Genomic DNA, 26,342 nt, shown 5'->3' on the forward strand with positions numbered 1-26,342 from the left:
TCCTTATAGATAATTAGCCTGGCAAATCAGCTAATCCAAACTTCGAAATTGTTGCCCTTTTTCTTTGATAAACCACCAAAGGTCCAAGGGCAATCAGGGTTGCAAAAATTAAATAAATCTCTAGGTGAAAAACAAACATATATCCAATCGCTGGATTTTCCAAGGCATCACCTAAATACCCTTTTTGTGCAAGATCGGAAACAACATCACGAATCAAACCACCGATTGAAATCGCTATACCAGAAGCCATCGTGTTGACCGCTCCCCATGCACCTATTGCCATACCAGTCATTCCTAAATTCTCCATTTGCATCGCAATAATTAGAGTACTTACAGAAAATAAGCCTGCGCCAAATCCAATGAATGTGGCGCCAAATCTAAACAGCAAAGGGGAGTCCATCGGTTCTGCAAAGATTACGGCAGAAAATGCCATAAGGCCAATGACTAAAGCAAGTCCTGCAATACGATATGCATCCATACCTTTAGATAGCCAACGCGCAGCAAGAGCAAAAGCACATAGTGCCCCAGCGGACATCAACGCTGTTAATAAACTCGTTTGTGAAACACTCAAGTGCAGAATTTCTCCACCGTAAGGCTCAAGAATAATATCCTGCATACTAAATGCCGCTGTTCCTAAACCCAAGGTAATTAAGAAACGCTTCATCTTTTTCTGACTCGCAAAACTACTCCAACTTTCTTTAAAGTTGGGTCTTTCCTTTGCAGGATGGGTCAGATGTGGTTGTCTTGCCTCTTGCTTCCAAAGCGCAATGATATTTAACACAATAGTGACGGTAGCGGCACCTTGCACGACTTGGATTAATTGAAACTGTGAAAAAGGATTTAAAAAGAAGCTAAAGATAATCCCACTGATAACCATCCCTACAAGTAACATCACATACATTAAAGCCACGACACGAGGACGTGATTGTTCAGATGCTATATCTGTTGCTAAAGCTAGCCCGGCAGTTTGAGTGGTTTGCATTCCAGCACCAACGAGTAAGAATGCCAAGGCACTTGCTACATGACTAAACCATAAAGGCCAATGCGTATCACCTGATAATAGAATCAATGCAAATGGCATGATGGATAAACCACCAAATTGTAATAATGTCCCTATCCATATGTAAGGAACTCGTCTCCAACCCAAAACAGATCGATGTTGATCAGATTTAAAACCTACTAATGCTCTAAGGGGGGCAAATACTAATGGTAAAGCCACCATGAGTGCAACTAACCAGGCGGCAACCCCCATCTCCAAAATTAACACGCGATTTAATGTACCAATTAACAGTGTGGCAGCCATACCTACAGTTACCTGAAATAATGACAGTCGCAGCAACCTAGATAAAGGTAAGTCGCCAGTCACCACATCCGCAAATGGGAGCAACTTAGGGCTTACCGCTTTCCAAGTTTGTTTGTTCACGGTAAATGGCAATTTCATTTTTTAGTAATTTCCATCGTTTGTGATTTATAAAACATACTTGAAACTTTTTGCGTAAAGGTAACTTCCCAATCATGTAAATCATCGGCATTGGCAATATCTTTACGGATTCGCTGCTCAGCAATCGGCACAATAAATGGTGAGCGATCTTTTTTAGGGAAAAGCTTTCCTGTTCGAATCATCATTTCAAGAGCAAATGTACTAGGGGCAAACGTAAATATGATTTTTTTCTGGGTATTATTTGCCAATTGACTCAAGACGGAAACCTTATCTCCGCCCTGATAATGAATCACTGAATCCATACAAACAACATAATCAAAATAGCCAAACTTTGGATCTAACATATCACCTGCATGGAACTCGACTAAATGAGCAAGTGACGGATCAATTCTTTCTTTTGCTAAATCAATTAAGGTGGCGGATAAATCAACGGCAATCACATGTGCCCCACGTTTTGCTAATTCAATAGCAAGAGCACCAGTGCCACAACCTGCATCCAAGATTCTAGTACCAGATAAATCTTGCGGTAAACGACTCAGCAAAATATCACGGGTTTGCTCTCTACCCGCACGAACTGTGGCACGAATACCGCTAACTGGTGCATCAGAGGTTAGTTTTGCCCAAGCCTGAGCTGCAGTCCGGTCAAAGTACTCCTCTAACTCACTCCGTTTTTTTTCGTATCCTATCGTTGTCATCAATCAAATCCTAATAAGTCAAAGATTTCACGATCTTTCAAGCTTTCTGCTTCTATCGGTGGTAGATCCTCTAATAAAGAAGCTGCTAAACGTAAATATTCGTTTTGCACTGCTAGGATTTCAGGGGTTTCTTCCATTTCAAAAATAGTGCACTTCTTTAGACGACTACGACGAATCGCGTCTAAATCAGGAAAATGCGCCATGGTCTTTAAACCAACTCTTTGATTAAATTTATCAATTTGATCAGTCCCAGCACTTCGATTGGCAATCACACCACCTAAACGTACATCGTAATTTTTAGCTTTGGCTGCTATCGCCTGAACAATACGGTTCATCGCAAAGATCGAGTCAAAATCATTTGCTGTCACGATTAGGGCTCTATCAGCGTGCTGCAATGGTGCTGCAAAACCACCACAAACCACATCACCAAGCACATCAAAAATAACGACATCAGTATCTTCGAGTAAATGATGTTCTTTGAGCAATTTGACAGTCTGTCCAACTACATATCCGCCGCAGCCAGTTCCTGCTGGAGGGCCACCAGCTTCTACACACATCACGCCGTTATAACCAGGATAAACAAAGTCCTCAATCTTTAGCTCTTCAGCATGAAAATCAACTGTCTCTAAAATATCAATCACCGTGGGAACCAAGGTACCTGTTAATGTGAATGTGGAATCATGCTTTGGATCACATCCAATTTGTAGTACACGTTTGCCTAATTTAGAAAATGCTGCGGACAAATTGGAAGAGGTTGTACTTTTTCCAATCCCACCTTTACCGTAAATGGCAAATACTTTAGCATTGCCAATTTTAATATTAGGATCAAGATGGACTTGAACGCTTCCATCTCCATCAGGTGGTTTTGCAGTATTTAATACTGAGATAGGGACTGATACTGTGTTCATGAAATAGCTACTCCTTGGTAAACGCCTTCGAGTCTATCCTCTAACTCTTCAGCAAAATGACGCAACTTCGCAAGATCCTGTGCGGATGGTTTCCAGTACTGCCTCTCACTTGCTTCAAGCAAGCGATTAGCTACTTTTGATGATGCGGCTGGATTTAACTCTGCCAAACGGTTCCGCATTTGATCATCTAAAATAAATGTGTCGGTAATCTGTTGATAAACCCATGGCTGTACCTGACCAGTCGTTGCAGACCAACCAAAGGTATTCGTCAGATGAGTCTCAATTTGACGGACGCCCTCAAAACCATGCTCCAACATACCTTCATACCATTTAGGATTTAGCATCCTGGTTCTGGTCTCTAAAGTTACTTGTTCTTGTAAAGTTCTTACTGTCCCTTTACCTGAAGTCTGATCGCCAATATAGACAGGGGTAGTTACTCCACCTTTAGCATTTTTTACTGCCTGACTGATACCGCCTAAAGTATCAAAATAAGTATCAATCGTAGTAACACCCAACTCAACTGAATCTAAATTTTGATAGGTAAAAGACACATCAGCAAAAATACTATTCAGTAACTCTGATTTTTGCAGTACAGGCTTACCACTCACTCCGTATGCAAATCCTTTACGCTTCAGATAAGTATTCGATAACTCGTTTTCATCTTCCCATTTACTATTGTCGACGAGTAAATTAACATTTGCACCATAGGTGCCATCGGCATTACCAAAGACTCTTAATGCAGCAGTCTCAATATTACAGCCCATTTTGGCTTGATAATCTAATGCATGCTTACGTACAAAGTTGTGTTCAATTGGCTCATCTGCACTTGCTGCCATCAATGCAGCTTCAGCAAGCAATTTAATTTGTAATGGCATTAAATCTCTAAATATTCCAGAAATTGATACCACGACATCAATACGAGGTCTTCCTAATTTCTCTAATGCTATGAGGGTTGCTCCAACTAAACGTCCATAACTATCAAACCGGGGCTGTGCTCCCAAGAGCGCAAGAACCTGCGCGATTGGTGCTCCTTCAGTTTTGAGGTTATCAGTACCCCACAAAACTAAGGCAATGGACTCTGGTAACTCTTTGGTATCAGCAAAATGACGATCTAACATGCGCTGCGCTTGTTGAGCTCCATCTTGCACTGCATATTGACTTGGTATACGGAAAGGATCAAAACCATGCAAGTTGCGACCCGTTGGCAATACATCTAAATTGTGTAAAACGTCTCCTCCTGGAGCAGGATGAATATAACGTCCATCTAAGGCTCGCATAATTCCATCTAACTCACTATCCATTTGCATTAATTGATCTGCTGTTTGCAAATCTGTAATGACTTTTTCTATATTGTCTACTGAACCCAATTGATTACGTAAGATAATTTCCTTTGGCAAAGATCCTGTTGCAATATCCACAAATACTTCATGGTCAAGTTCTAGCTCAACACTAAATTTCGCCATACTCTTGAGCATATCTAAACGATGATGTAACTCTTTTTTCTTGCCAATAATGTGCAGTCCTTCTGGAATTAAAGCGTATTCATACTCCAATAACTCTTCACTTAATTTCAATACTTCTTTGTCAATTTGAACTTGGGTCATTTCAGCCCATGAGCTTGTAGTCGGAATCACTTCAATCGCAATTGCCTGGCTTAGGATTAATTCACTCAGTTGTTGTCTCTCATGAACGATTGCTGTATTTTGCTCATCACTAGATAAAGCGCGATAACGTTCTACCGATGCTTTTAAATCTGCTAGACCTTTGTAAAGTCCTGCTTGCGCGATCGGCGGAGTTAAATAACTAATTAACGTCGCACCAGCACGTCTTTTTGCAATTGCACCCTCAGATGGGTTATTGGATGCATATAAATAAATATTGGGTATATCTTTAATCAGTCGGTCCGGCCAACAACTTCCAGAAAGTCCCGTTTGCTTTCCAGGCATAAATTCGAGAGCGCCATGGGTTCCAAAATGAAGGGCTGCATCAGCACCGAAATCTTCTCTGATATAGCGATAGAATGCTGAGAAGGCATGGGTTGGTGTCACCCCCTTCTCATACAGAAGGCGCATTGGATCACCTTCATGACCAAAGCCCGGCTGAACGACCAGAAGAACATTACCAAACTGTTTACCTAAAATATAAATCCCAGAGCCATCACTCAATTGCTTACCTGGAGCTGGTCCCCATTGTTTTTCAATCTCTTTTAACCAAGGTTCACGACGGATGTAATCATTCACTGGAATCTTCACATGTACATTAGCATCAGTGTTGTAATCCTGAGCATTACCATGCAAGATTGATTCCCGTAAAGCATCATGACTTTCTGGCAACTCGACCTGATAACCATCGCGCTTCATTCTTGACATTGTTTCAAAAATGGACTCAAACACACCCAGATAGGCGGCAGTACCTACACGACCAGCATTCGGTGGAAAATTAAAAATCACCAGCGCAACTTTACGGTCATGAAGAGCTGACTTACGCAAGTGGATTAACTTATCCATTCTGGCGGCAAGCATATCGACTCGCTCTACACAGGTGAACATGTCATTCATATTATTTTTTTCTGTGAATGTGCATGCTCGGTGACAACCAGTACAAGTTGTCCCCGGAGCGCCTGAACGCCCGCCATAGACCATCGGATTTGTGGCGCCATCTAACTCTGGGATTGCAACCATAAGAGTGCTCTCGACAGGCAATAAACCACGATCAGAACTACCCCACTCAACTAAGCTTTGGAACTCGACCGGGTGAGCTGCAATATAAGGAACATCAAGCTTAGCCAACACTTGTTCAGCTGCCTTAGCATCGTTATACGCAGGTCCACCTACTAATGAAAATCCTGTGAGAGAAATCATTGCATCCACAGTGCACTGACCATTTTTGAAGAAATATTGATCAATCGCAGGTCTTGCATCTAAACTTGCCGCAAAGATTGGAACTACCTGATAGCCACGGACCTCAAGAGCTGCAAAAACAGCATCATAATGCTCTGTATTGCCTGCCAGGACATACGACCTTAACAACAAGATACCAATCTTTCCTTTTGCTTTACTATCTGGCACAAGTTTTGGCACTTGGCTAATATCCTCACTAATCCGGCCTTTTAAGCGTGGGTGATAAACCCCTAAATCAGGGTACATCACCGGCTCAACAATTTTGCTCTTCATATTTTTTAAAGAAGATCTTGGACCCGCTGCATATTTTTGAATGAGGAAGCGAACCATGTGGTACATATTTTCTTCTGATCCACCTAACCAATATTGCAGGGTTAAAAAATAAGCTCTCACGTCTTGAGCTGTTCCTGGAATATATTTAAGAATCTTTGGTAAGCGACGCAACATCTTCATTTGCGCGGCACCGCCGGTGGTATTTTTTTCTTTCGAACCACGCATTTTTTTGAGCAAAGCAAGTGGACCACTGGCTGGCTTACTCATATCAAAATCACCAATCTTCGTTAGAGGCACTACCTCAGCGGCAGACATAGCACAAACCATTGCATCACAGTGGTTTCTGCGAGCCTTTAAATCCTCTAAAATTGGCTTAAAGTGATCTTCTAAAAACAACATCGTTGTCACAATAATATCGGCAGTTGCAATATCTTTTTTACATTCTTCTAAATCTTCTGGAGAAGTTGCCCACCCTGCTGCTGCATGGATTTTAAATTCCAAGTTTGGCATTTCGCGTTTTAACGCGAAATTTGCTTTTTGGCTAGCACTCATCAGATGGGTATCCATCGTAATCAGCACAAACTTGAGCGACGTTTTATTAACGACTGTAATAGGCTTTTGCATCGTAAAGCGTCTCCAAAGTGATTTGTTGCATGCCATGCTCTTGTGCAAATTTTTCTGTATTACGACGAGCCTTACCACGGACAAAAAATGGAATTTTCCCTAATTCTTTTAAGGCTTCTGCTGACCATGGAGCCTGTCCATCCACGATGATTTGTTGCGTTGTAACCTGTTCATGCGATGAGAGCTTTTCTTCTTGTTCATGCTGCTCTTGATGAATCACTGGCACCTCTGTTTCAAAATAGGCTGGCGAGTCGGGCACAGCATTTGTGCTCGTTTGCGCACCACCTACATGCCCTAAATGTGATGCTGGGACATTACTATTAAATTCGAAATCTTCTCTGAACATCATGATGAGATGCTCTTCCAAGCCCATCATCAATGGATGAATCCAGGTATCAAACATGACGTTTGCACCCTCAAAACCCATTTGCGGCGCATATCGTGCTGGGAAATCTTGCACGTGTACTGGAGCAGAGATGACTGCACATGGCACACCCAAACGTTTGGCGATATGACGCTCCATTTGTGTGCCAAGCACGAGCTCTGGAGAGAGTTCGGCGACTTTTTCTTCTACTTCTAAATAATCATCCGTAATGAGGGCCTCTAAGCCGTAAGATTTAGCTGCTTCTCTTACGTCCTTGGCAAACTCACGCGAATAAGTGCCCATACCAACGACTTGGAATCCCATTTCATCTCGAGAGATTCTGGCTGCTGCAATCACATGGGTCGCATCCCCAAAAATAAAGACTCGCTTACCCGTTAAATATGTAGAATCAACTGAACGTGCATACCAAGATGAGTTTGACTTGATTTCTTTGAGAACCTTCTCTTCAGAAATGCCCGCTAGAGTAGCAACTTCTTTCATGAAATCTATCGTGGCATTGACACCAATTGGAACTACCTTAGTAAACGGTTGGCCATACATTCTTGAGAGCCAAGATGCTGTTGATTGCGCAATTTCAGGGTACAAGACTACATTGAAGTCCGCTTGCGGAATTCTAGTAATATCTGCTGGGCTTGCACTTTGTGGAGCTACCACATTGATTTCAATTCCCGACATCGTGAGCAATTTAGTAACTTCTTTTATATCATCACGGTGTCTAAAACCTAGTGCTGTAGGTCCTAAAATATTACAACTCGGCTTTTTACCCGCAGCTATTTTTTCTTGACGCTGACTAATATGGGTTGCGGCAGATATTTTTGTATCTTGCACTGTCAAGTGACGCACAATTTGATAAAAGGTCTCAGACGCTCCCCAGTTTTCTTTCTTCTGATAAGAAGGTAACTCTAAGGGAATGACAGGTATTGGTAAATTTAGGGCTTTTGACAATCCTCCCGGATCATCCTGGATCAATTCAGCAGTACAAGAGGCTCCAACAATCATCGCCTGTGGTTTAAAGCGCTCAAAAGATTCTTTAGCGGCATTTTTAAATAAATTCGCTGTGTCACCACCCAAATCACGTGCCTGAAACGTTGTATAGGTAACTGGCGGTCTTTTGGGGAGGCGCTCAATCATCGTAAACAGAAGATCCGCATAGGTATCCCCCTGTGGAGCATGAAGCACGTAATGCAAATCATTCATGGCGGTTGCAATGCGCATTGCACCAACGTGTGGTGGCCCCTCGTAGGTCCATAAAGTTAGTTGCATAGGACCTCCGTATTGAACTGTAGCTTCGCTTTTCTGCGAAGTGGTCTTGCAAATAGCTCTGCTAAATCGGCAGCCTGATCATAGCCATGAATCGGACTGAAGACTAATTCAATTGCCCATTTAGTCGTGAAACCCTCTGACTCTAGTGGATTAGCAAGGCCTAATCCACAAACCACCATATCTGGATCAGCCAACTTCAAACGATCTAATTGCTTTTCTACATCCTGTCCTTCAGATAACTGCACATCTACTGGCATCCACTCTAATTCTTTTTCTAAAATTTGCTTATGTAAATAGGGTGTTCCCACTTCTGTAAGCTGCATACCTAGCTCACGATTTAAAAATCTAGCCAGTGGTATTTCTAGTTGTGAATCTGGGAAAAAGAATATCTTTTTATTTTGCAATGTTTCTTTTAGTGGCGCTAAGGCCATTTCAGCTCGAGCCTTCTTTGGGGCTACAACTTTCTCAAATAATTCTTGATCAACTCCCATCGCGTTAGCAATAGTTAATAACCAGGCGGTAGTTCCTTCAATACCAAATGGGAATGGAGCGCTGAGCATGCTTGCGCCACGAGACTCTAACGATCTGACGGTGTCGCCTAAAAATGGTTGCGCCAGAATAAATTGCGTATTAGAACCAATTGCAGGTAATGCTCTTGAATTTCTTGGGGGGAAGAAACTCACCTGATGGATACCCATCTCTTTAAACAGGCGTGAAAACTGATCTTCCACGATATCAGGTAAACAACCTACTACCATCAAAGATTTTTCTTGTGTCTGTGGCAACTGCGGAACGAGTGCATTTAAGCAAGCATCTTCACCTTGGGTAAAGGTAGTCTCAATTCCACTGCCAGAGTAATTCAGAATCCTTACATTAGGTCCAAACTGCTTATCTAGACGGCCTGCGGCACGGTGTAAATCTAATTTAATTACTTCTGAAGGACATGATCCAACCAAAAAAAGTAACTTAATGTCGGGTCTTCTCGTGAGTAATTTTTGCACTACTTTATCTAGCTCAGCATTTGCATCTGCAAGCCCTGCTAAATCACGATCATCAATAATAGCGGTAGCAAAACGCGGTTCAGCAAATATCATCACTCCAGCTGCGGACTGGATTAAGTGCGCACATGTTCTGGAACCAACCACTAAGAAAAATGCATCTTGTATCTTGCGGTGCATCCAAATGATTCCCGTCAAACCACAAAATACCTCGCGTTGGCCACGCTCACGAATAACTTCTGGAGGTGTGCCACAACCAGTTGACTGTAATTGTTGGATAGGAATCACTGCGTTCATGATGCATAACCTTGATGAAAGACTTCTGGTGATTGATAAGTAGATGTTTTTTGCAATACTTCATACTCTTTACGCGCAACACGCAATTTCCAAATAAACTGCGCAGCGTTAATGAAATAAGCAACATAAGCACACAAGGCTAAAATCATCAACGATTGTGGGCTGAGCATCTGTGTAAATAAACAATACACATACGACAAATGTAAGAAGATTACGAGCATACTAAATACGTCTTCCCAAAAGAATGCCTCCGCAAATAAGTATTTATCAAACACCACTTTTTCCCAAATACAGCCCGTAATCATGATGATTAGAAGAAAAAAGGTCTTCAGCAAGATGGAGTAATTGGCAATTTCATAATCTTTTCCACTCAATAGAAATCGAATAACAAGCGTAATACTGACCAAAAACACTAAAAACTGTAAAGGAGCCAATACACCTTGAACGAGTGTCCAAACCGAATTGTCTCGCTTGATACGCTGTTCTGGTGTATAAAGAAGTTTGCTCTTCTCACTCATCTTATGGGCCTGTTGGTATTATTTACTGCAACTGTCAACTAAAGTTTACGCTTAAAACAATTTACACAATATAGGGCTTTCCCTAGTATATGTAAAATTAATTAGACATATTGATTAAATGGGCGTAAATTCAACTTGACGGTATTTTCCCCAATTTCAATTAACCCGGAGCGGAGTATGGTGAAGTCTCTAGAAACCATTAAAATTAAACATTTGGAGATGTTAATGAGACATAACACCAGCTCAAGCTTTACTCAAGAGGAAAACTGTCTCGAAACCGAAAGCAATAGTGATGCTTCCGCCCAAGGATCAGTCGATATCCTGATTCAAATGTTGGATAAGGATATTATCCCTAGGCTCTTAGTGAGTCATCAAGCAAATTCTCCTATAGAAGAACTGGCTACCCCTGGTCAAAGAAAAATTCATCATCAAGAAATTGATCTTCTAGTTAGCTTAAGCGTCAATGGCACTCAAGATACTTGCATGGACTTCATCAAAAAACTCATGGGTAAACAAGTCTCTATCGAATCAATATACCTGGATCTAATCCCCCTGACCGCCAGAAAACTCGGAGTACTTTGGGAGCAAGATATATGTACTTTTACTGATGTCACCATTGGCTTATGGCGCCTTCAGCATATCCTCTATGATTTAACGAAGGATTTTCAGAAAAAGCATAGTCTACCGATTGATAACCTAAATGCATTATTGATTCCAGCACCAAAGTCGCAACATACACTTGGGCTATTTATTGTTGCTGAATTTTTCAGAAAAGCAGGCTGGCGAGTTTGGGGTGAACCGAATTTATCCCTGGAGCAAATTAATAATTTGATATTTTCTCAATGGTTTGATGTGATTGGTATATCAATTGGGTATAGTGGGCAACTCGAGGGGGTTAACCAACTCATCTCATCCTTAAAAGCCAGATCGATGAATCCTAATGTTGCCTTTATGGTTGGCGGCCCTCTGTATTCATCTAATCCCGAATTATTCGATGATATTCAAGCAGAGATTAAGTCTTATGATGCCAATGATGCTATTCGGCAAGCGGAAATCATCGTTGGCCAAAAAAAGAACATGGGATTAAATTAATTGAAGACTCAGTTAAAAGAATATTACAATTTAAGTTTAAGAAAATTTACACTTAGTTATTCAAAATGAATACCCAACCCAATAACACGTCCAATTCAATTGACTCTATAGATTCTGCGATGGCAGCGGATTTAGTGAGCCATGTCGCTGATACGGTTCTTGTCATGGATCAAAACGGAATAATTGAAGATGTTCTAAATACCCATACCCCTGGATTTAGCCATTTAAAACAGTTAATTGGTAAATCTTGGATTGAAAGCTCAACTCCTGAAAGTCGGAAAAAGATTGAGGCCTTACTGTCACCTGAGGAATCTGAAAATCAACAAAAATGGCGTCAAATTAATCTTTCAATTCCAAATAATCCTGACCTACCTTTGATGGTCTCCGTATTGCACCTGACAAAAGATAACAAAATTCTCGGCATTGGTCGCGATATTCGAAATTTAGCTAATCTTCAACAACGCTTAGTTGAGGCTCAGCAGGCTATCGAAACAGATTACTTGCGCTTACGCTTTGCAGAAGCACGCTACCGCCAACTATTCGATTTAAGTATTAATGCGCACGTCATTATTGATGGCAGCACTTTTAAAATCATTGAAGCAAATTCTGTTGCGCAAACCTTGATGGCAGAAAAAGGTCGTCGTATGCTTGGTCGCTCGATGGCTGAGTTTGTCGATATGAATGATTTCACACAATTACAAGAATTACTCAATGCCTCTAGGAACATTAATACTCCTAAAAAGGCTGGGGTAAAGTTAGCAAAAAATGGTACGCTTGCCGAGATAACTGTCAATTTTTTAAGAGAAGAAAATCAAACCGTATTTCTTATTAACATCATGCCGCTTTCACAAATTCGTGAGGACTTTAAAGTAGACCCGAATAGTGAGCGCATGTTAAATGCGATTCAATTCTCTACGGATGCTTTTGTGATTACGGATTTAGATGGCAAAATTATCACAAGCAATCAGACCTTCCTGGAAATGACTCAAGTAGAAAAAGCTTCTGATTTACAAGATGAGCCAATTGATAACTGGCTAGGAAGATCAAGTATCGATTTACGCGTCATACTCAATAACTTAAAAGATAAAAATTCCATTAAACATTACATTACTAGCATTGTTCCACATGGTAATTCTAGCGGGATGGAAGTTGAAGTATCGGCCGTCAAAGTCGTGAATGATCTCGAGTCTTACATCGGCTTTAGTATTCGTCATATTGGTCAACGCCTTTCACAACGAAGTCAAGCAACCAGCGATCTCAAACAAACTGCAACTAAGCTCACTGAACTTGTAGGCCGTGTGCCACTCAAAGATATTGTGAGTGAAACCACAGATATGATCGAAAAAATGTGCATTATGTCTGCTCTAGAATTAACGATGAATAATCGCGTATCAGCCTCAGAAATGTTAGGCCTATCTAGACAAAGTCTCTACATTAAAATGCGCCGTTTCGGTATTACCGACCCTAACGGATCAGAAGATATCTAATTCGATTTTATGACGCAACAAACTGCGGTACTGAGTCTGGTGAACTACCAAAAAAGCTCTTTACCTTGGGGGATATCGCGTTTAGTGATCGGTCAATATCCTTTTAGAAACATCCCTGGATTGCAATTTGTTAAAGTGCTTGGCTCTGGCAGGCATGGGGGGTTTGACCTCAAGCCAAGCTTTAATAAACAAGGACTTTTTTGTGTCTTTGATACTTTAGAACAAGCGCAAGACTTTTTAGAGCATTCACCTATACTCCAAGCCTACCAAGATCACTCAAGTGAATATTTTTCTGTGATCCTCCAAGCCTATTCTTCAAAAGGGACTTGGTCAAAAAATACAATTGAAGTCACGCAAGAAGCTCCTTTAAGTGGACCGATTGCAGGTATTACGAGAGCATCTATCAAGTTTTCTAAAGCGCCTTCATTTTGGCGAAAAGCCCCTCCAGCACAAGCATCTCTTGAACAAGCTCCTGGTTGTCTGTTAGCCGCAGGCTTAGGTGAAGCACCCTACCTTCGTCAAGCAACTTTCACGATGTGGGAGTCGACGAGTGCTATGGATCTTTACGCCCGAAGTGGTGCCCATCTAGAAGCGATTCAAACTGCCTATCAAGGGCAGTTTTTTTCTGAGTCGATGTTCACCCGATTTATTCCGATCAATCCCCATGGTGTATGGCGGGGTAAAACATATGGCTAAAAAAAAGATCGTGATTGTTGGTGGTGGTATCGCTGGACTATGTGCTTGCTTAAAACTTGCTCACCAAGGATATGACGTTACCCTCCTAGAGAAAGAGAATCAAGTTGGAGGAAAAATCAGAACCGTATGCGCAGGCTCTTCTGCGATTGATTCAGGTCCAACTGTTTTTACGATGCGCTGGGTTTTTGAGGAGCTGTTTCGTGAATGTGATGAAAACTTTAATCAATATATCTCCACGACGCCCTTGCCTGTCTTAGCGCGACACTTTTGGGGTAAAGAGCAACTCGATCTTTTTGCTGATCAACACTTAAGCGCCAAAGCGATTGAAGATTTTTCTGGAAAAAAACAAGCAGATTTATTTTTAGAATTTTGTCGTGTGAGTAAAAAAGTATATGAGTCGCTAGAAACTCCATACATCCGAGCGCGACGCCCAACGATGCCCAGTATGATGAGTCAATTGGGACTAACGGGCACCAAAACATTAATGGGTATTGGCCCTTTTAAAAGTCTTTGGAAATCGCTTGAGAAATTTTTTCCTGATCCAAGGCTTCAACAACTGTTTGGAAGGTATGCCACCTACTGCGGTTCCTCCCCGTTTTTAGCACCTGCCACATTGATGTTAATTGCTCACGTGGAAATGGCTGGCGTTTGGTCAATTCAAGAGGGTATGACACAACTTCCCCAAACAATAGCGAAGTTAGCAAGATCAAGAGGTGCTTCAATTCTTTGTAATACCGAGGTCAAACAAATCATCGTATCTAGCAATAAGGTCTCTCAAGTTGAACTCTTCACCGGGGAAATTATTCAGGCAGATGCTGTCATCTTTAATGGCGATATTGCCGCCTTGAGATCTGGTTTATTAGGGAGCGCAACTCAGTCAGCAACTCCACCAATACCAACCGTTCCATCACTATCTGCAGTTACTTGGTCGGTTGAAGCACCAAGTAATCAATTTGATCTCAGTCATCATAATGTATTTTTTGATGAAAATTATGTATCTGAGTTTACTGACATCTTTGATCAGCATCAACTTCCTAAAAAACCAACGGTGTATCTCTGCGCACAAAGTAGAATCCATACGGAGCAGATTAATCAATCAACCGAAAAATATTTACTACTCGTCAATGCCCCTGCTAATGGCAACCAACCCCAATCTTCTAAGGAGATCGAGTCATGTCAAAACCACGTCTTTCAACTACTTGGCAAGAGTGGTTTTCAAATCAATCCAAGCACATGGCAAATGGTGCGCACGACACCTCAAGACTTTCATCAACTATTTCCAGCAACGGGTGGAGCCCTTTACGGCATGGCAACCCACGGCTGGATGAGCTCTTTTCAACGCCCCAGCTCAATCTCCAACATCAAGAATCTATTCCTAGCGGGTGGGAGCGTTCATCCGGGACCAGGAGTGCCGATGGCAGCTCTGTCAGGAAGACTGGCGGCCGCAACCCTGATGGATCGCCTGCCTTTGACCAGCTAGTTCCAAATGGTGGGTACTTGTGGTGGTATGTAGATGGCATCAGTGATGATGGTAAGCATGGTATTACGATCATCGCTTTTGTTGGAAGTGTGTTTTCACCCTATTATTTATGGGCAAATCGTAAACAACTTGCAGACCCTAATCATTACTGTTGTCTGAATGTCGCTATTTATAGTCCTGGGAAAAAACGCTGGACGATGACAGAGCGTGGTAAACGTTTTGTGCAGCGTGATGCAACTCATTTTCAAATTGGACCAAGTGACTTACATTGGAATGGCAAGTCACTCGTCATCAACATCAAAGAACGTGCTGTCCCATTCGGGCAAAAGGTGATTGGTAAAGTAACAGTTCATCCAGAACAATTATTTAATTACTCAGTCCCCTTAGATCAACAGGGTAAACATCGTTGGGGGCCTCTAGCGCCAACGTCTAGAGTTGAAGTAGATTTCTCCGAGCCCAATCTTCATTGGTCTGGTCATGCTTACCTAGACTCCAATGAAGGTGATGAGCCAATTAACCGCCCTTTCCATGAGTGGGACTGGGCTCGTGCTTTATTAAAAGATCAAAGTACGGCAGTTATTTATGATGTTCGAGAAAAAAATGGTACTGAAAATTTACTAGCAATCAAATTCAACCGTGATGGCACGGTGGATAACTTTGACATTGGCAATAGATTCTCTTTGCCACCAACTATGTGGAAAATTAAAAGGCATTTACGCTCCGATAGAACGAAGCCTATGGTTATCCAAGATCTAGAAGATACGCCTTTTTATAGTCGTTCAATTTTGCAGGCAGACTGGTTAGGGGAAGATAATCTCGTTTGTATGCACGAGACTTTGAATGTGCCACGATTTTCCTCAACAGCAGTACAAATGATGCTCCCTTGGAGAATGCCTCGGATCACTTAAGGAGTGGATCGGCTACATCCGAGCTAAACGATGTCTCTCAGCTTTTTCTAAGGTATTGATGACCCAAACCATGCGTTGCTCAAAGCTTCCTGCATAGTGCGCATATGGATCCTCATAAGGCACTGCTTCCACTAAATATTGAATCGCTTCAATCGGCTCTAAATCAATCTTGACTTGACCCACGTGAATCGTTGCAGATAAGGCTTTTAACATCAAGAGTTTTTTCTTGGCGCTGGAAACTATTGCTCTCTGTGATACAGAATCTAAATCTTGTTTTTCGATTTGACGACCGATTTGAGCATACACTAACCTTGCGCCATAAATTGCCGCACGACAGTCCCTCGGAAGTTGCGATATCCCATTTTGAGATCTTTGATACAACATATCCGCAGTCTTCAAAAGTCGATCAACCACACGTGCAATTTGTGGAGTAAATATAGGATCCTTTAACCATGATTCTGGATCAATACCCTCTTCACGCATCCAATCCAGTGGTAAATATAATCTACCATTTTTGGCATCTTCACCTACATCACGAGCAATGTTGGTCAGTTGCATCGCCAAGCCAAGTTCACAAGCTCTAGTCAGTGGTAGCTGCTGACGCGTCCCCATGATTAAAGACATCATTGCGCCAACTGTTCCAGCTACACGTGCAGCATAGGCATATAAATCTTCAATGGTGTTATAGCGCCGGCCCATCTTATCCCATTCAAAACCTTCTAATAATGCCTCAAGTAAGGTTTTTGGAATCTTATATTGAGCAACCACCAGGGATAAAGCTCGGTCAGCGGGGACGTCTAATGGCTTACCTTCATAAATCAAATCCAGTCGTTGCTTGAGGGTTTGAATAATTCGAATATCCTCACCGCCTTCATCGACGATATCATCCATCAAACGGCAAAAAGCATACAATGCAATTGCTGGATTGCGGACACGCTTGGGAAGTACTCGAGAAGCCGCAAAAAATGATTTAGACCCACCACGCATGAGTTCTTCACACTGAATGGTATCCGATGGGCTACTAGCAGAGCTATGTGCCATTAAAGAACTTTTTTGCAAGAAAATAGTTGGATTTAAAAGTAATTTAGAAAACATACTTACTCCTTGTATTTACTGTAGGCATAACACTCTCTAAGGCCTTTGCTGATGATAAAACTCCTGGAATCCCAGCTCCTGGGTGAGTACTTGCACCCACCATATATAAACCCTGAACATCTTCGCTGATGTTGTGTGGCCTAAACCATGCACTTTGAAGTAACAAGGGCTCTAATCCAAAAGCAGCTCCCTTGTACGACAACAAACGATCTTTAAAGTCTTGTGGAGTCATACAGAAAGATTCGGTGAGATGCTCACCCAACTCAGGCAATACGGTCTGCTCTAAATATGTCTGTATAGACTGACGATATGACTCCATATGCTCTGACCAGTCCACTCCTGCATCGAGGTGCGGTACTGGAGATAACACATAAAAAGTATCATGCCCCTCAGGAGCCAGAGATGGATCAGTTGCTGTGGGTCTGTGCAAATATAAACTAAAGTCTTTAGCTAAATGATGTTTTTTAAAGATATCTGTGAGGAGGGCTTCATAACGATCACCCAATAACATCATATGATGTGGTACTTCTGGATATTGTCGTTTCGAACCAAAATACCAAACAAATAAACTCATGGAGTATCGACCATTCTCAACCTTACGGTTGGTCCAGTGTTTACGATACTTCTCCTCTACCAAATAACGATATGTCCATGCTGAATCTGCGTTGGAAACTACATGATCAGCATAGAGCTTTTGACCATTAGCCAAAGTTACACCATTAACTTTATTTTCTTGAATATTAATTTTTGTTACTTCACTCTCATAACGAATTTTGACTCCCAATCCATCTAAGAGCTTTACCATCCCACGAATTAATTCCCCAGTTCCACCCATAACAGAATGAACACCCCATTTACGCTCTAAAGAATTGATCAAAGCATAAACAGCGGTTACAGAAAATGGATTTCCACCAATTAATAATGGATGAAAGCTCATCACTTGACGTAACTGGGGATCTTTAAAGTATCGGGCCACGAGTTGGTAAATACTCTCCCAGGCCTTCATTTTGATCATGCTTGGTAAGGCTTTTAATAAATCAGTTAATTTGGTGAAGGCAACCGCGCTTAAATCTTCAAAACCAAGCTTGTAGCACTTTTCCGCTTCTTTTAGAAATTTTTCATAGCCAGGTAAATCACTTGGTGAAAATTTTGCAACCTCCGCGCGCATTTTTTCAGGATCGCCAGTGTAATTAAAAATTCGTCCATCATTAAAACGTACTTGATAGAAGGGATCCATTAATCGCAAATCAATATCATCACTCATTTTCTTACCACATAGCGTCCATAATTCTTCCAATAAGAATGGCGCAGTAATGATGGTTGGTCCTGCATCAAAGATATAGCCATTGCGTCGATGAACATACGCTCTACCACCTGGAGAATCAAGTTTTTCAAGCACAGTGACTTCATAGCCTTTTACTGCTAATCGAATGGCCGCAGCTAAACCTCCAAAACCAGTGCCCAACACAATTACTCGATTGTTTTCTGGTTGAGCCCTATCATCACTCGTAAGAAATGGAATTTTAAAACGATCCACTTGAGTATCCATTACAATGACCTTTAATAAAAAAAGTGGCGCCCGGAGGCGCCATAAAACAGCGCTACAACACCAATACACCTATTTAGCAGCAACTTTTTTCTCAGTTGCTACAGTTGTTGGGTAAGTTTGTGCTAAGTACGGAAAATCAGCAAGCATACTTTTGCCATATAGGGGTTTATTTATACCTTGATGACAAGTCAAGCAGTTAGTCTTCGCAACATCACCTTCTTTGCCTAATCGATGTGGCGGAAATACTCCAGATAAAGAGTTCATATACGTGTTATTAACATCCTTCACCATCTGTATGCCATACCAAGCTTGAGAGCGTTGCGGAGTACTTTGAGACCAATCTGAAAAAGCTCTTGAGTTATGACAATACGTGCAATTAACGCCCAATGATTTAGAGAAATGCATCATCAAACCATAAACATCTTCAGTTTCTTGCAAGGAGTGCACATTACCATTCGGTAAACCATCTTTCCCCTGAATACGGGCTGGATTGCTTGCTAAGAGGTATTTTGAGAATGGCTCATACGTTAGAGATGCATATCCAACGCTCTCAGAAGCCTGGTTCTGTCCATTACGATTACCAAGTGCTGTTCCAGTTGCATTTTGAGGATTCTCTTTAAACCAAACATTTTGCGGAATATTATTTCCACGGTGACAGGTATAACACGTTACGCCAGTTCCCTGTACGTGATCTTTCCAATTCACATTAATGTTTTGTGTCATCTGAATCATTCGACGTGAGACGATTTTGGTGTACTTAGAGTCTTCTGCAAAATTCGCTGGGTTATGGCAATAGACGCAACCTTGATTTGGCGCAATCCAATTTGTCATACTCACCATAAATGTCGTGAACTGTGCTTGACTTAAATTTCCTAATACCTGTACATTCTGGTAAACCTTCGATGCTTTATCCCCTTCTGCAGGTGCAGCACCTGTAGAAGGTGGTAATTCATTTAACTTCGCTTTATCTGCATTAATCCGAGGATTTTGAATATCGACCATCGCTGTTCCACGAAAGCCATTTTGGGCTTTCTGAAAAGCTGGTCTCTCACATCCGGATAGAACCATCATCGCGCTTAGTAATACGATGAATGAAAAATTTGCTTTTTTCATTATTTAACTCCTTCCATTGGAGGGTTGAATGGTGGAGTAGCAATTGCAGGGTCGATAACATTGGTGAGTGGATAGGAAGGAACCATACCATGATTCATTGCCCAAACATACCAGTTATCTACATAGGTTCCAGTTAACAAGATTCCAATACCACCAGAAATTGGGCATAAAACTGCAAACCACCAAGCCCAACGGTGAATCGATTCCATCGTTGCGTTAAAACCCATTGTCCAACGCCAGAATAATGCTGCACGCTCTGATGCTGTTCCACGGTCTACAATTTGCTCAATCTCTCGCTCACCACCATAGCGACCTACAGCTAGAATGGTTGCACCATGCATCCCGAACAAGAGCACTGAACCATATAAGAAGAAAATAGATAACATGTGAAACGGGTTATAAAACAAATTACCGTAACGAATCGATAAGGCAGCTGTCCAGTCTAAGTGAGAGAATATGCCAAATGGAACTGCCTCACTCCAACTACCCATGAGGACAGGGCGGAATAAACCTAAAACCAAAAATAACCAAATGGCTGCAGCAAAGGCCCAGGCAATATGCGTTCCCATACCTAAAGCTTTCGCTCTTCTATAAGTTCTCATCCACCACAATAAAATAGAAATTGTTAGGAATAATCCGCAGATATTCCACCAACCACCTTCACTTAAAGGTGCTAAACGTAATCCATACTTTGGCGATGGAGCATCTAACGATAACCAAAATAACTGACGTACAAATTCAATTGGACTCCAGTTCACTTGAGCTAGCATATGAAAACCAATGATGTTGAATGCCAATACTCCAAAGATGATGGATGCTACACCAAGCCGACCTAAATAGATGGGGCCTAACTGGGCATTACCTATTTTTCCTAGTAAATAATTAAACCTTATACCTTTTGAACGTTCACGTTGGTCATAGGAGTTAATTGGCACCCCGTGATTTTCAGGGCCAACGACTTGGGTTTGAGTGAATAAGTTTTGATAGTCCATTTTTATAATCTCCTATTCTGTTAGTGCCAAATAGGCATGTTTAACCACCATGTCCACCACTCTGGCCATCCACGAGTCCAGAAAGGTCCACTTAAAATGATACATACTGCACTCCAAAATACGGCGGCAACGGCGAGAAAGACTCCAACTCGATGAATCCCGAGAGTACCCACGGAGTAACCAATTAAGTCACGGAAAAAAGTATCTTCATGCTCTGGAGTTTTGACGGTTTGTCCAACGCCTGGGTTGGTAGAAGACAGCACTAATGCGCCATGTAATGAAAGTGCTAATGTTGTTCCAAAGAAAAGTGATACAGCAATCATGTGTGCAGGGTTGTAATGAAAATGCAGGTATTGATAACCCGTATTAGAGACCCAGTCTAAATGACTCATAATGCCGTATGGGAATGCGTGACCCCAAGCACCCATCATTACTGGACGAATCACTTCCAATGAAAAGTAAGCAAATACTGCGGCTAAATAGGTAAAGGGTACATGGAGCCCCATACCCAATTTACGAGCGATTTCCATTTCACGTAAGGCCCAAGAACCGAAAGCACCAAGAGCACAGATCGTGATAATTTGCCATAAACCGCCCTCCATCATCGGTGCTGGCCCTAATCCATACTTTAGATCTGGTGGTGCAATGTTAATGGTCCACACATTAAATGTACCCTGGTGCGCAGCACCCCACAAAATCATGGCAGTTCCTAAAAAACTGAAAAAGAGGGTGGTTACTCCAAAAAATCCGACATAAAACGGACCAACCCAAAAGTCGAATAAATCTCCGCCAATTAAGGTTCCACCTCTAACCCGATACTTTCTTTCAAAATTGAGCATCGCCATGATGTGCTCTCCTATTTCATAAAATTAAACAACTACTGAATTTATGCTTGGAAGAAAATTGTTGCCAACCACTTCCAAGGCTTGGTAAAACTTTTTACTTTGCAGCGCGAGACTGCATATACTGCGCTTGTGACATACCGTCGAGCCATTTGTATTGATTGGTACTCAATAAAACCAAATGAATCATAGCTGCCAATGCAAAGAGAAAAACGCCTTGAGCTACCATCGCCCGTAATGGGTCGTACAGTTTCCAAATTCTCCACATAATGCTTCTCCTATGTTAAGTAAGACATAAAGCTATAAACACCTACATTTACTGATTCAAAAAATGATTTATCCCCTTCAGAGCCCGGCAACCATCCACGCCATTGCATCGGGAGAAATAACGCAAATAAGGCCACCATAAAGAAAATTGCAAAACATAAAATAAAAATAGTTTTGAATGACACGGAGTCACTCTTCATCAGTTTTGATATAGATTCTGTTTTCTCTTGCATGGTAATTCCTTTATTTTTTGTTAATAAAAAATCAATTGAACCAAGGACGCCAAGCCCATACAAGAATATGTGCAACGACGGCAATTGACGTAAAGCCAACTAGTCCTTGAACATAAAATGTATGAAACTCTTTTGCTTCATCATCTGTCAAACCAGATAGAGATCTGTTTTCACTCATGTTGATTACTCCTCAAAATTACATACTGCTGTTACTACACTCACCCCGTGTAGCTTTGGGATATAACGATAAGCCGTCATATTCTTTTTACTCAGAGTAATCTTTAACTGCTTACTCATGAGCTCACTCCTGCACCAGCAGAAGCTTGGATTCGGTTTAATAATTCTTCTGTCACACGTGTTGCCCCTGCTAAACGAGCTTCACGTTCAGCACGATCTCGCAAACGTTTTGCTGCCGAGATTTGTGTGAGGACAGGTTGATCTGCAACAATCTGATTTAAGATGGCTTGCGCTTTTTCATCCCAAGGAAGATTGTCTAATTGACCCGCTTTCGCTAATGTCGCTTCTACCTTATCGAGATCAGTACCTAAAGGCAAAATATGGAACAATGCATCAAATAAGGAATTACAGAATTCTTGAATGATGTAGGTCGCTCCTGCATACCCCATAAAAGGTGTTCCAGTATGGCGTCTAATAATTGCTCCGGGGAATGACGCGGGAATATAAGCAGCTCTTCCACCTACTTCTGCAGCGTACATCCTTTCGTTATAGCTTCCGTATAAGATCAGGGGAGTTTTCTTTTGTACTAATTCCCGGATCTCTTGGTTATTGGTTTTATCACCAGGTTTTCTTGGAATCGCAAAATTACATGGCAAACCCATCTCATCTTCTAAGAAACTCCTCATACCTCGGGTATACGTTTCATTGGCAACAATACCAAAACTCGCTGTACCAAAGAAATCTTGTGTAACAGAACGCCACAAATCCCAAATAGGTTTTAAGGTAGTATTTTTTTCTTTAGTAATAAATGGCTCTGGATCAATGCCTAATAATTCCCCCAACTTACGCAGGAACTGTGTCGTACTTTGCATCCCGATGGGTGCTTGCAAATAAGGACGATCTAAGTTCTCACACAATAGTCTTCCAAATTCACGGTACATACAGATATTGACATCTGCATCTACTAATTTAGGAATATCTGCAAGATGAGAACCTAGTGGAAACACCATATTGATTTCTGCACCAATACCTTGGACTAAACGCTTGATCTCAGCAACATCGCTGTACATATTAAAAGTACCGTAGGCTGGTCCAATAATATTGACCCGTGGCTTTTCACCTTCTTGACGGGGTGGTCTTTCTGGAATGTGTTTGACACCATACTCAGTCCATAACCAATACATGGCACGATTCGCACTTTGCCATTGATCTTCATCAATGGTTCTTGGTAAGAAGCGAGCAATATTCATTCCCTCTGGAGTGACACCACCACCAATCATCTCAGCAATAGAGCCTGTAACAACAACAGACGGCAAGTCAGGATCTAAAACTTTATGGGCACGTTTCATGGACTCTTCCGTCCCTTCACGTCCAAGCTGTTCTTCAGCAAGACCTGTCACAACAATGGGTAACTCATGAGGCGGCAAAGCATCGGTGTAATGTAATACAGAAGTTACTGGTAAATTTTCACAACCAACAGGCCCATCAATGACGACTTGTAAGCCTTTAATTGCGGTGAAGACATAAACTGCTCCCCAATATCCACCAGCGCGATCATGATCTAATATCAACATTAGCCCATCTCCTCTGCTTTGCGTTTTTTAGCTGCTTTGTCTAAACGACGGCGAACATCAGCTTTAAAATCTGGGCGATCAACAGGTACCTCATCCCAAACGCCAGTTGCATGACCTGTGCCAACACCTTCAAAGAATTCTTCCATCTCATTAAAACGATGTTTATTTGCAATCGCAGCATTAATGACTTGCGCCAAAGAACCTGCACCTGCAACTCCCATCAATGGTCTTGCAGAAATCAAGTTGGTAAAGTACAAGGATGGAATTGCTAATTGTTTAGCTTTTTGGACAACTGGTGTTGTTCCAATAGCAAGATCAGGTTTATATTCATCGATTGCAGCTAAATCATCTTCTAAGGAAGCGCGGTATTGCACGCGTACTCCTTTGGACTCTAGCCAAGCCTTGTCGTCAGCACTCCACTCTGTCTTCGGACAAGCGGTACCCACATAACGCAGATCAGCTCCACTCTCAACTAAAAGACGAGCTACCAATAACTCAGAACCCTCATATCCACTTAAGGTAATACGTCCCTGAATCGGTTTACTTGCAAGCGCACCTTTGATCATTGGTAAGAACTTATTTTGTGCCGCAGCAATCATGTCGGCTGAAACATTACAGGACTTACCAATTGCTTCTAACCAAGCGGCTGTTCCTTCGTAACCAATCGGTGCCGAACCAATAATGTTTCTACCTGCTGCTTTGAACTCCCGAATACTTGCTGTATAAAAAGGATGGATTGCCGCGACTGCCGCACAGTCGAGAGCTTGATATAACTCACGCCATTCACGAGTAGGAACTACTGGACCAGCAGCAAGACCCATTGGCTCTAGCATCATGCCAATTCCTACAGGGTCGACCGGAAACATTTCACCAAGAAGTGTAATCGTCGGTTTATCGGAGACTCCTTGGCGAGGTGCCGTTACTGGACCAGCCTCAGCTTCATTTCTTGCATACTTCAGCATGGCACCGGCCAATACATCTTTCGCCTCAGCATGCGTTGGTACTCCAAAGCCTGGTACATCGATACCAATAATTCGTACACCATTAATTTCTTTGGGCAATAACTGCAGAGGTACACCACTCGCTGTGGGTACACATAAATTAATAATCACCACAACATCATATTTTTCAGGATCAGCTTCTTTAAACACAGCTTCACGGATATCTTCAAACAATTTACCGGTAACTAATGATTCTGAATTAAATGGTACGTAGCCAACACTTCTTTTTGCACCGTAGAAGTGTGAAGTAAATGTGAGTCCGTAGACACAACATGCAGATCCTGACAATATCGTTGAAGTGCGACGCATTCTAAGCCCGACGCGCAAAGAGCCAAATGCTGGACACATACTTTGCGGTTGATCATGAGGGCCTTTGGGATAATCTTTTGCGTAACGTTGTAGCACTTCTGATTTATTGGCTGCTTTAGCAGCTTCAATCATTTGCTCTGCCCCTGAATGACAGCCTAATCCATCGACTGAGACAGCCTGCGAATTGGCGAGTATTGGAATGATTTTTTCAGTCATTTTTTTAGGCTTTGTCGTAGATCACTTCTAAAGAATCTTTATGGACTTCATGCTTGCCTACCATATCGAACAAACTCGCTGGCTCAAGAACAACATGGCGTCCAACTTGATCTCCGGAGAATAATCCGAGTAACTCATCCTGTGTCAGAGGTTTTGGTCTTACTGGTGGCGCTATCGCTACGTTCTCGCTTAATTGATCGAACAAACTGGCCCACTCGCTATCTGGCTTACCAATAATCTCGTAATTCGCACTCTTGCGACGAATATCTTCATTTGCCGGAATCGCTGATAAGACAGGTATGCCGGCTCTCTCTGCAAAAGCAGCCGCTTCACCAGTACCGTCATCCTTGTTAATGACCATGCCAGCTACACCAACATTTCCGCCTAATTTGCGGAAATATTCCACTGCAGAGCAAACGTTATTGGCGACATATAAAGATTGCAAATCATTACTCGCTACAACAATCACTTTTTGACACATGTCACGTGCAATCGGCAAGCCAAAACCACCACAAACCACATCACCTAAGAAGTCGAGGAGAACATAATCAAATCCCCAATCATGGAAGCCTAATTTTTCTAAAGTTTCAAAGCCGTGAATAATTCCGCGACCACCACAACCACGACCGACTTCTGGTCCACCTAACTCCATCGCAAAAACGCCATCACGTTTAAAACATACATCACCAATTTCTACAGCTTCGCCAGCTAGTTTTTTCTTCGATGATGTTTCAATAATGGTCGGACATGCCTTACCACCAAATAGTAAAGATGTCGTATCACTTTTTGGATCACAACCAATGAGTAAAACTTTTTTACCCTGCTGTGCCATCATGTAGGACAAATTGGCTAAGGTAAAACTTTTACCAATACCACCCTTGCCATAAATCGCAATAATTTGTGTCTCTTTTGTCACAGGCTTTGTTGAAACCGGATCCGGTTCAATCGCTGCTTCTTTTTTTAAATTCATAAACTGTACTGTTGCTTCAGCTGGTATAGGACTGTTCAT

At 41.9% G+C, this 26,342-nt stretch carries 23 protein-coding genes; 5 read left to right on the forward strand and 18 right to left on the reverse strand.

Annotation, left to right across the window (positions count from 1 at the left end):
• Nucleotides 1–13: 13 nt before the first annotated feature.
• Genes QMN06_RS09800 through bchF form a run of 7 tightly spaced genes read right to left on the reverse strand, consistent with a single transcriptional unit; the run spans nucleotide 14 to nucleotide 10,302 of the window.
• The gene (locus QMN06_RS09800; RefSeq protein WP_281969941.1) at nucleotides 14–1,441 is read right to left on the reverse strand and encodes a BCD family MFS transporter; all 1,428 of its coding nucleotides are present in this window, start codon (nucleotides 1,439–1,441) and stop codon (nucleotides 14–16) included.
• Nucleotides 1,438–2,136, reverse strand: coding sequence for a magnesium protoporphyrin IX methyltransferase (bchM, locus tag QMN06_RS09805; protein ID WP_281969942.1), 699 nt, complete (start codon nucleotides 2,134–2,136; stop codon nucleotides 1,438–1,440). The genes QMN06_RS09800 and bchM overlap by 4 nt, the downstream gene beginning before the upstream one ends.
• The gene (bchL, locus tag QMN06_RS09810; protein ID WP_348649149.1) at nucleotides 2,136–3,023 is read right to left on the reverse strand and encodes a ferredoxin:protochlorophyllide reductase (ATP-dependent) iron-sulfur ATP-binding protein; all 888 of its coding nucleotides are present in this window, start codon (nucleotides 3,021–3,023) and stop codon (nucleotides 2,136–2,138) included. Before bchL ends, bchM begins: the two co-directional genes overlap by 1 nt.
• Before the next feature lie 17 nt (nucleotides 3,024–3,040).
• The gene (locus QMN06_RS09815; RefSeq protein ID WP_281969944.1) at nucleotides 3,041–6,841 is read right to left on the reverse strand and encodes a magnesium chelatase subunit H; all 3,801 of its coding nucleotides are present in this window, start codon (nucleotides 6,839–6,841) and stop codon (nucleotides 3,041–3,043) included.
• Nucleotides 6,816–8,489, reverse strand: coding sequence for a ferredoxin:protochlorophyllide reductase (ATP-dependent) subunit B (gene bchB / locus QMN06_RS09820; RefSeq protein WP_281969945.1), 1,674 nt, complete (start codon nucleotides 8,487–8,489; stop codon nucleotides 6,816–6,818). The genes QMN06_RS09815 and bchB overlap by 26 nt, the downstream gene beginning before the upstream one ends.
• Nucleotides 8,480–9,784 carry a ferredoxin:protochlorophyllide reductase (ATP-dependent) subunit N gene (locus QMN06_RS09825; RefSeq protein ID WP_281969946.1) on the reverse strand — a complete coding sequence of 435 codons (1,305 nt, stop codon included), beginning with the start codon at nucleotides 9,782–9,784 and terminating at the stop codon, nucleotides 8,480–8,482. Before QMN06_RS09825 ends, bchB begins: the two co-directional genes overlap by 10 nt.
• Nucleotides 9,781–10,302: a 2-vinyl bacteriochlorophyllide hydratase gene (gene bchF / locus QMN06_RS09830; RefSeq protein WP_281969947.1), complete on the reverse strand. Its 522-nt coding sequence runs from the start codon at nucleotides 10,300–10,302 to the stop codon at nucleotides 9,781–9,783. Before bchF ends, QMN06_RS09825 begins: the two co-directional genes overlap by 4 nt.
• A 225-nt stretch (nucleotides 10,303–10,527) precedes the next feature.
• Here bchF and QMN06_RS09835 point away from each other — a divergent pair, with 225 nt between their 5' ends.
• From QMN06_RS09835 to QMN06_RS09855, 5 genes are all read left to right on the forward strand, one after another.
• A complete protein-coding gene (locus QMN06_RS09835; protein WP_281969948.1) occupies nucleotides 10,528–11,394 on the forward strand; it encodes a cobalamin B12-binding domain-containing protein in 867 nt (288 codons plus the stop codon).
• A gap of 65 nt (nucleotides 11,395–11,459) precedes the next feature.
• Nucleotides 11,460–12,881, forward strand: coding sequence for a transcriptional regulator PpsR (ppsR, locus tag QMN06_RS09840; RefSeq protein ID WP_281969949.1), 1,422 nt, complete (start codon nucleotides 11,460–11,462; stop codon nucleotides 12,879–12,881).
• Between the two features lie 9 nt (nucleotides 12,882–12,890).
• A complete protein-coding gene (locus QMN06_RS09845; RefSeq protein WP_281969950.1) occupies nucleotides 12,891–13,577 on the forward strand; it encodes a spheroidene monooxygenase in 687 nt (228 codons plus the stop codon).
• On the forward strand, nucleotides 13,570–15,057 hold the full coding sequence (gene crtD, locus QMN06_RS09850; protein ID WP_281969951.1) for a 1-hydroxycarotenoid 3,4-desaturase CrtD: 1,488 nt from the start codon (nucleotides 13,570–13,572) through the stop codon (nucleotides 15,055–15,057). The genes QMN06_RS09845 and crtD overlap by 8 nt, the downstream gene beginning before the upstream one ends.
• Nucleotides 15,058–15,074: 17 nt before the next feature.
• Nucleotides 15,075–15,965, forward strand: a complete 891-nt coding sequence (locus tag QMN06_RS09855) for a carotenoid 1,2-hydratase (protein WP_281969952.1) — start codon at nucleotides 15,075–15,077, stop codon at nucleotides 15,963–15,965.
• Nucleotides 15,966–15,977: 12 nt separating this feature from the next.
• Here QMN06_RS09855 and QMN06_RS09860 read toward each other — a convergent pair whose 3' ends face one another.
• The 11 genes from QMN06_RS09860 to QMN06_RS09910 all read right to left on the reverse strand — a co-directional run bounded on the left by QMN06_RS09860 (nucleotide 15,978) and on the right by QMN06_RS09910 (nucleotide 26,342).
• Entirely contained in the window at nucleotides 15,978–17,060 is a 1,083-nt protein-coding gene (locus tag QMN06_RS09860; protein WP_281969953.1) for a phytoene/squalene synthase family protein, read from the reverse strand.
• Complete coding sequence (locus QMN06_RS09865) at nucleotides 17,050–18,597, reverse strand: phytoene desaturase (RefSeq protein WP_281969954.1); 1,548 nt, start codon at nucleotides 18,595–18,597, stop codon at nucleotides 17,050–17,052. The genes QMN06_RS09860 and QMN06_RS09865 overlap by 11 nt, the downstream gene beginning before the upstream one ends.
• Nucleotides 18,598–18,678: 81 nt before the next feature.
• A complete protein-coding gene (pufC, locus tag QMN06_RS09870; RefSeq protein ID WP_281969955.1) occupies nucleotides 18,679–19,722 on the reverse strand; it encodes a photosynthetic reaction center cytochrome PufC in 1,044 nt (347 codons plus the stop codon).
• Nucleotides 19,722–20,714 carry a photosynthetic reaction center subunit M gene (gene pufM, locus QMN06_RS09875; RefSeq protein WP_281969956.1) on the reverse strand — a complete coding sequence of 331 codons (993 nt, stop codon included), beginning with the start codon at nucleotides 20,712–20,714 and terminating at the stop codon, nucleotides 19,722–19,724. The genes pufC and pufM overlap by 1 nt, the downstream gene beginning before the upstream one ends.
• Nucleotides 20,715–20,734: 20 nt before the next feature.
• Entirely contained in the window at nucleotides 20,735–21,559 is an 825-nt protein-coding gene (pufL, locus tag QMN06_RS09880; protein ID WP_281969957.1) for a photosynthetic reaction center subunit L, read from the reverse strand.
• Between the two features lie 94 nt (nucleotides 21,560–21,653).
• Nucleotides 21,654–21,824, reverse strand: a complete 171-nt coding sequence (pufA, locus tag QMN06_RS09885; RefSeq protein ID WP_281969958.1) for a light-harvesting antenna LH1, alpha subunit — start codon at nucleotides 21,822–21,824, stop codon at nucleotides 21,654–21,656.
• Between the two features lie 10 nt (nucleotides 21,825–21,834).
• Nucleotides 21,835–22,056: a hypothetical protein gene (locus tag QMN06_RS09890; RefSeq protein WP_281969959.1), complete on the reverse strand. Its 222-nt coding sequence runs from the start codon at nucleotides 22,054–22,056 to the stop codon at nucleotides 21,835–21,837.
• Between the two features lie 31 nt (nucleotides 22,057–22,087).
• Complete coding sequence (pufB, locus tag QMN06_RS09895; protein WP_281969960.1) at nucleotides 22,088–22,234, reverse strand: light-harvesting antenna LH1, beta subunit; 147 nt, start codon at nucleotides 22,232–22,234, stop codon at nucleotides 22,088–22,090.
• A gap of 115 nt (nucleotides 22,235–22,349) precedes the next feature.
• Nucleotides 22,350–23,807, reverse strand: coding sequence for a chlorophyllide a reductase subunit Z (gene bchZ, locus QMN06_RS09900; protein ID WP_281969961.1), 1,458 nt, complete (start codon nucleotides 23,805–23,807; stop codon nucleotides 22,350–22,352).
• Entirely contained in the window at nucleotides 23,807–25,333 is a 1,527-nt protein-coding gene (gene bchY / locus QMN06_RS09905; RefSeq protein WP_281969962.1) for a chlorophyllide a reductase subunit Y, read from the reverse strand. Before bchY ends, bchZ begins: the two co-directional genes overlap by 1 nt.
• A gap of 4 nt (nucleotides 25,334–25,337) precedes the next feature.
• Nucleotides 25,338–26,342, reverse strand: a complete 1,005-nt coding sequence (locus QMN06_RS09910) for a chlorophyllide a reductase iron protein subunit X (RefSeq protein ID WP_281969963.1) — start codon at nucleotides 26,340–26,342, stop codon at nucleotides 25,338–25,340.

The organism is Polynucleobacter sp. SHI8 (assembly GCF_027944005.1).
Lineage (GTDB): Bacteria > Pseudomonadota > Gammaproteobacteria > Burkholderiales > Burkholderiaceae > Polynucleobacter.

Coding starts and splice junctions, on each gene's coding strand:
- bchM (WP_281969942.1), bottom strand. CDS start 2,136: ATGACAACGATAGGATACGAAAAAAAACGGAGTGAGTTAGAGGAGTAC.
- pufA (WP_281969958.1), bottom strand. CDS start 21,824: ATGTGGAGAATTTGGAAACTGTACGACCCATTACGGGCGATGGTAGCT.
- pufC (WP_281969955.1), bottom strand. CDS start 19,722: ATGAAAAAAGCAAATTTTTCATTCATCGTATTACTAAGCGCGATGATG.
- QMN06_RS09835 (WP_281969948.1), top strand. CDS start 10,528: ATGAGACATAACACCAGCTCAAGCTTTACTCAAGAGGAAAACTGTCTC.
- pufM (WP_281969956.1), bottom strand. CDS start 20,714: ATGGACTATCAAAACTTATTCACTCAAACCCAAGTCGTTGGCCCTGAA.
- bchZ (WP_281969961.1), bottom strand. CDS start 23,807: ATGTTGATATTAGATCATGATCGCGCTGGTGGATATTGGGGAGCAGTT.
- QMN06_RS09815 (WP_281969944.1), bottom strand. CDS start 6,841: ATGCAAAAGCCTATTACAGTCGTTAATAAAACGTCGCTCAAGTTTGTG.
- pufL (WP_281969957.1), bottom strand. CDS start 21,559: ATGGCGATGCTCAATTTTGAAAGAAAGTATCGGGTTAGAGGTGGAACC.
- QMN06_RS09860 (WP_281969953.1), bottom strand. CDS start 17,060: ATGTTTTCTAAATTACTTTTAAATCCAACTATTTTCTTGCAAAAAAGT.
- bchB (WP_281969945.1), bottom strand. CDS start 8,489: ATGCAACTAACTTTATGGACCTACGAGGGGCCACCACACGTTGGTGCA.
- QMN06_RS09890 (WP_281969959.1), bottom strand. CDS start 22,056: ATGCAAGAGAAAACAGAATCTATATCAAAACTGATGAAGAGTGACTCC.
- QMN06_RS09910 (WP_281969963.1), bottom strand. CDS start 26,342: ATGAACAGTCCTATACCAGCTGAAGCAACAGTACAGTTTATGAATTTA.
- bchF (WP_281969947.1), bottom strand. CDS start 10,302: ATGAGTGAGAAGAGCAAACTTCTTTATACACCAGAACAGCGTATCAAG.
- ppsR (WP_281969949.1), top strand. CDS start 11,460: ATGAATACCCAACCCAATAACACGTCCAATTCAATTGACTCTATAGAT.
- QMN06_RS09800 (WP_281969941.1), bottom strand. CDS start 1,441: ATGAAATTGCCATTTACCGTGAACAAACAAACTTGGAAAGCGGTAAGC.
- QMN06_RS09845 (WP_281969950.1), top strand. CDS start 12,891: ATGACGCAACAAACTGCGGTACTGAGTCTGGTGAACTACCAAAAAAGC.
- pufB (WP_281969960.1), bottom strand. CDS start 22,234: ATGAGTGAAAACAGATCTCTATCTGGTTTGACAGATGATGAAGCAAAA.
- QMN06_RS09825 (WP_281969946.1), bottom strand. CDS start 9,784: ATGAACGCAGTGATTCCTATCCAACAATTACAGTCAACTGGTTGTGGC.
- bchY (WP_281969962.1), bottom strand. CDS start 25,333: ATGACTGAAAAAATCATTCCAATACTCGCCAATTCGCAGGCTGTCTCA.
- crtD (WP_281969951.1), top strand. CDS start 13,570: ATGGCTAAAAAAAAGATCGTGATTGTTGGTGGTGGTATCGCTGGACTA.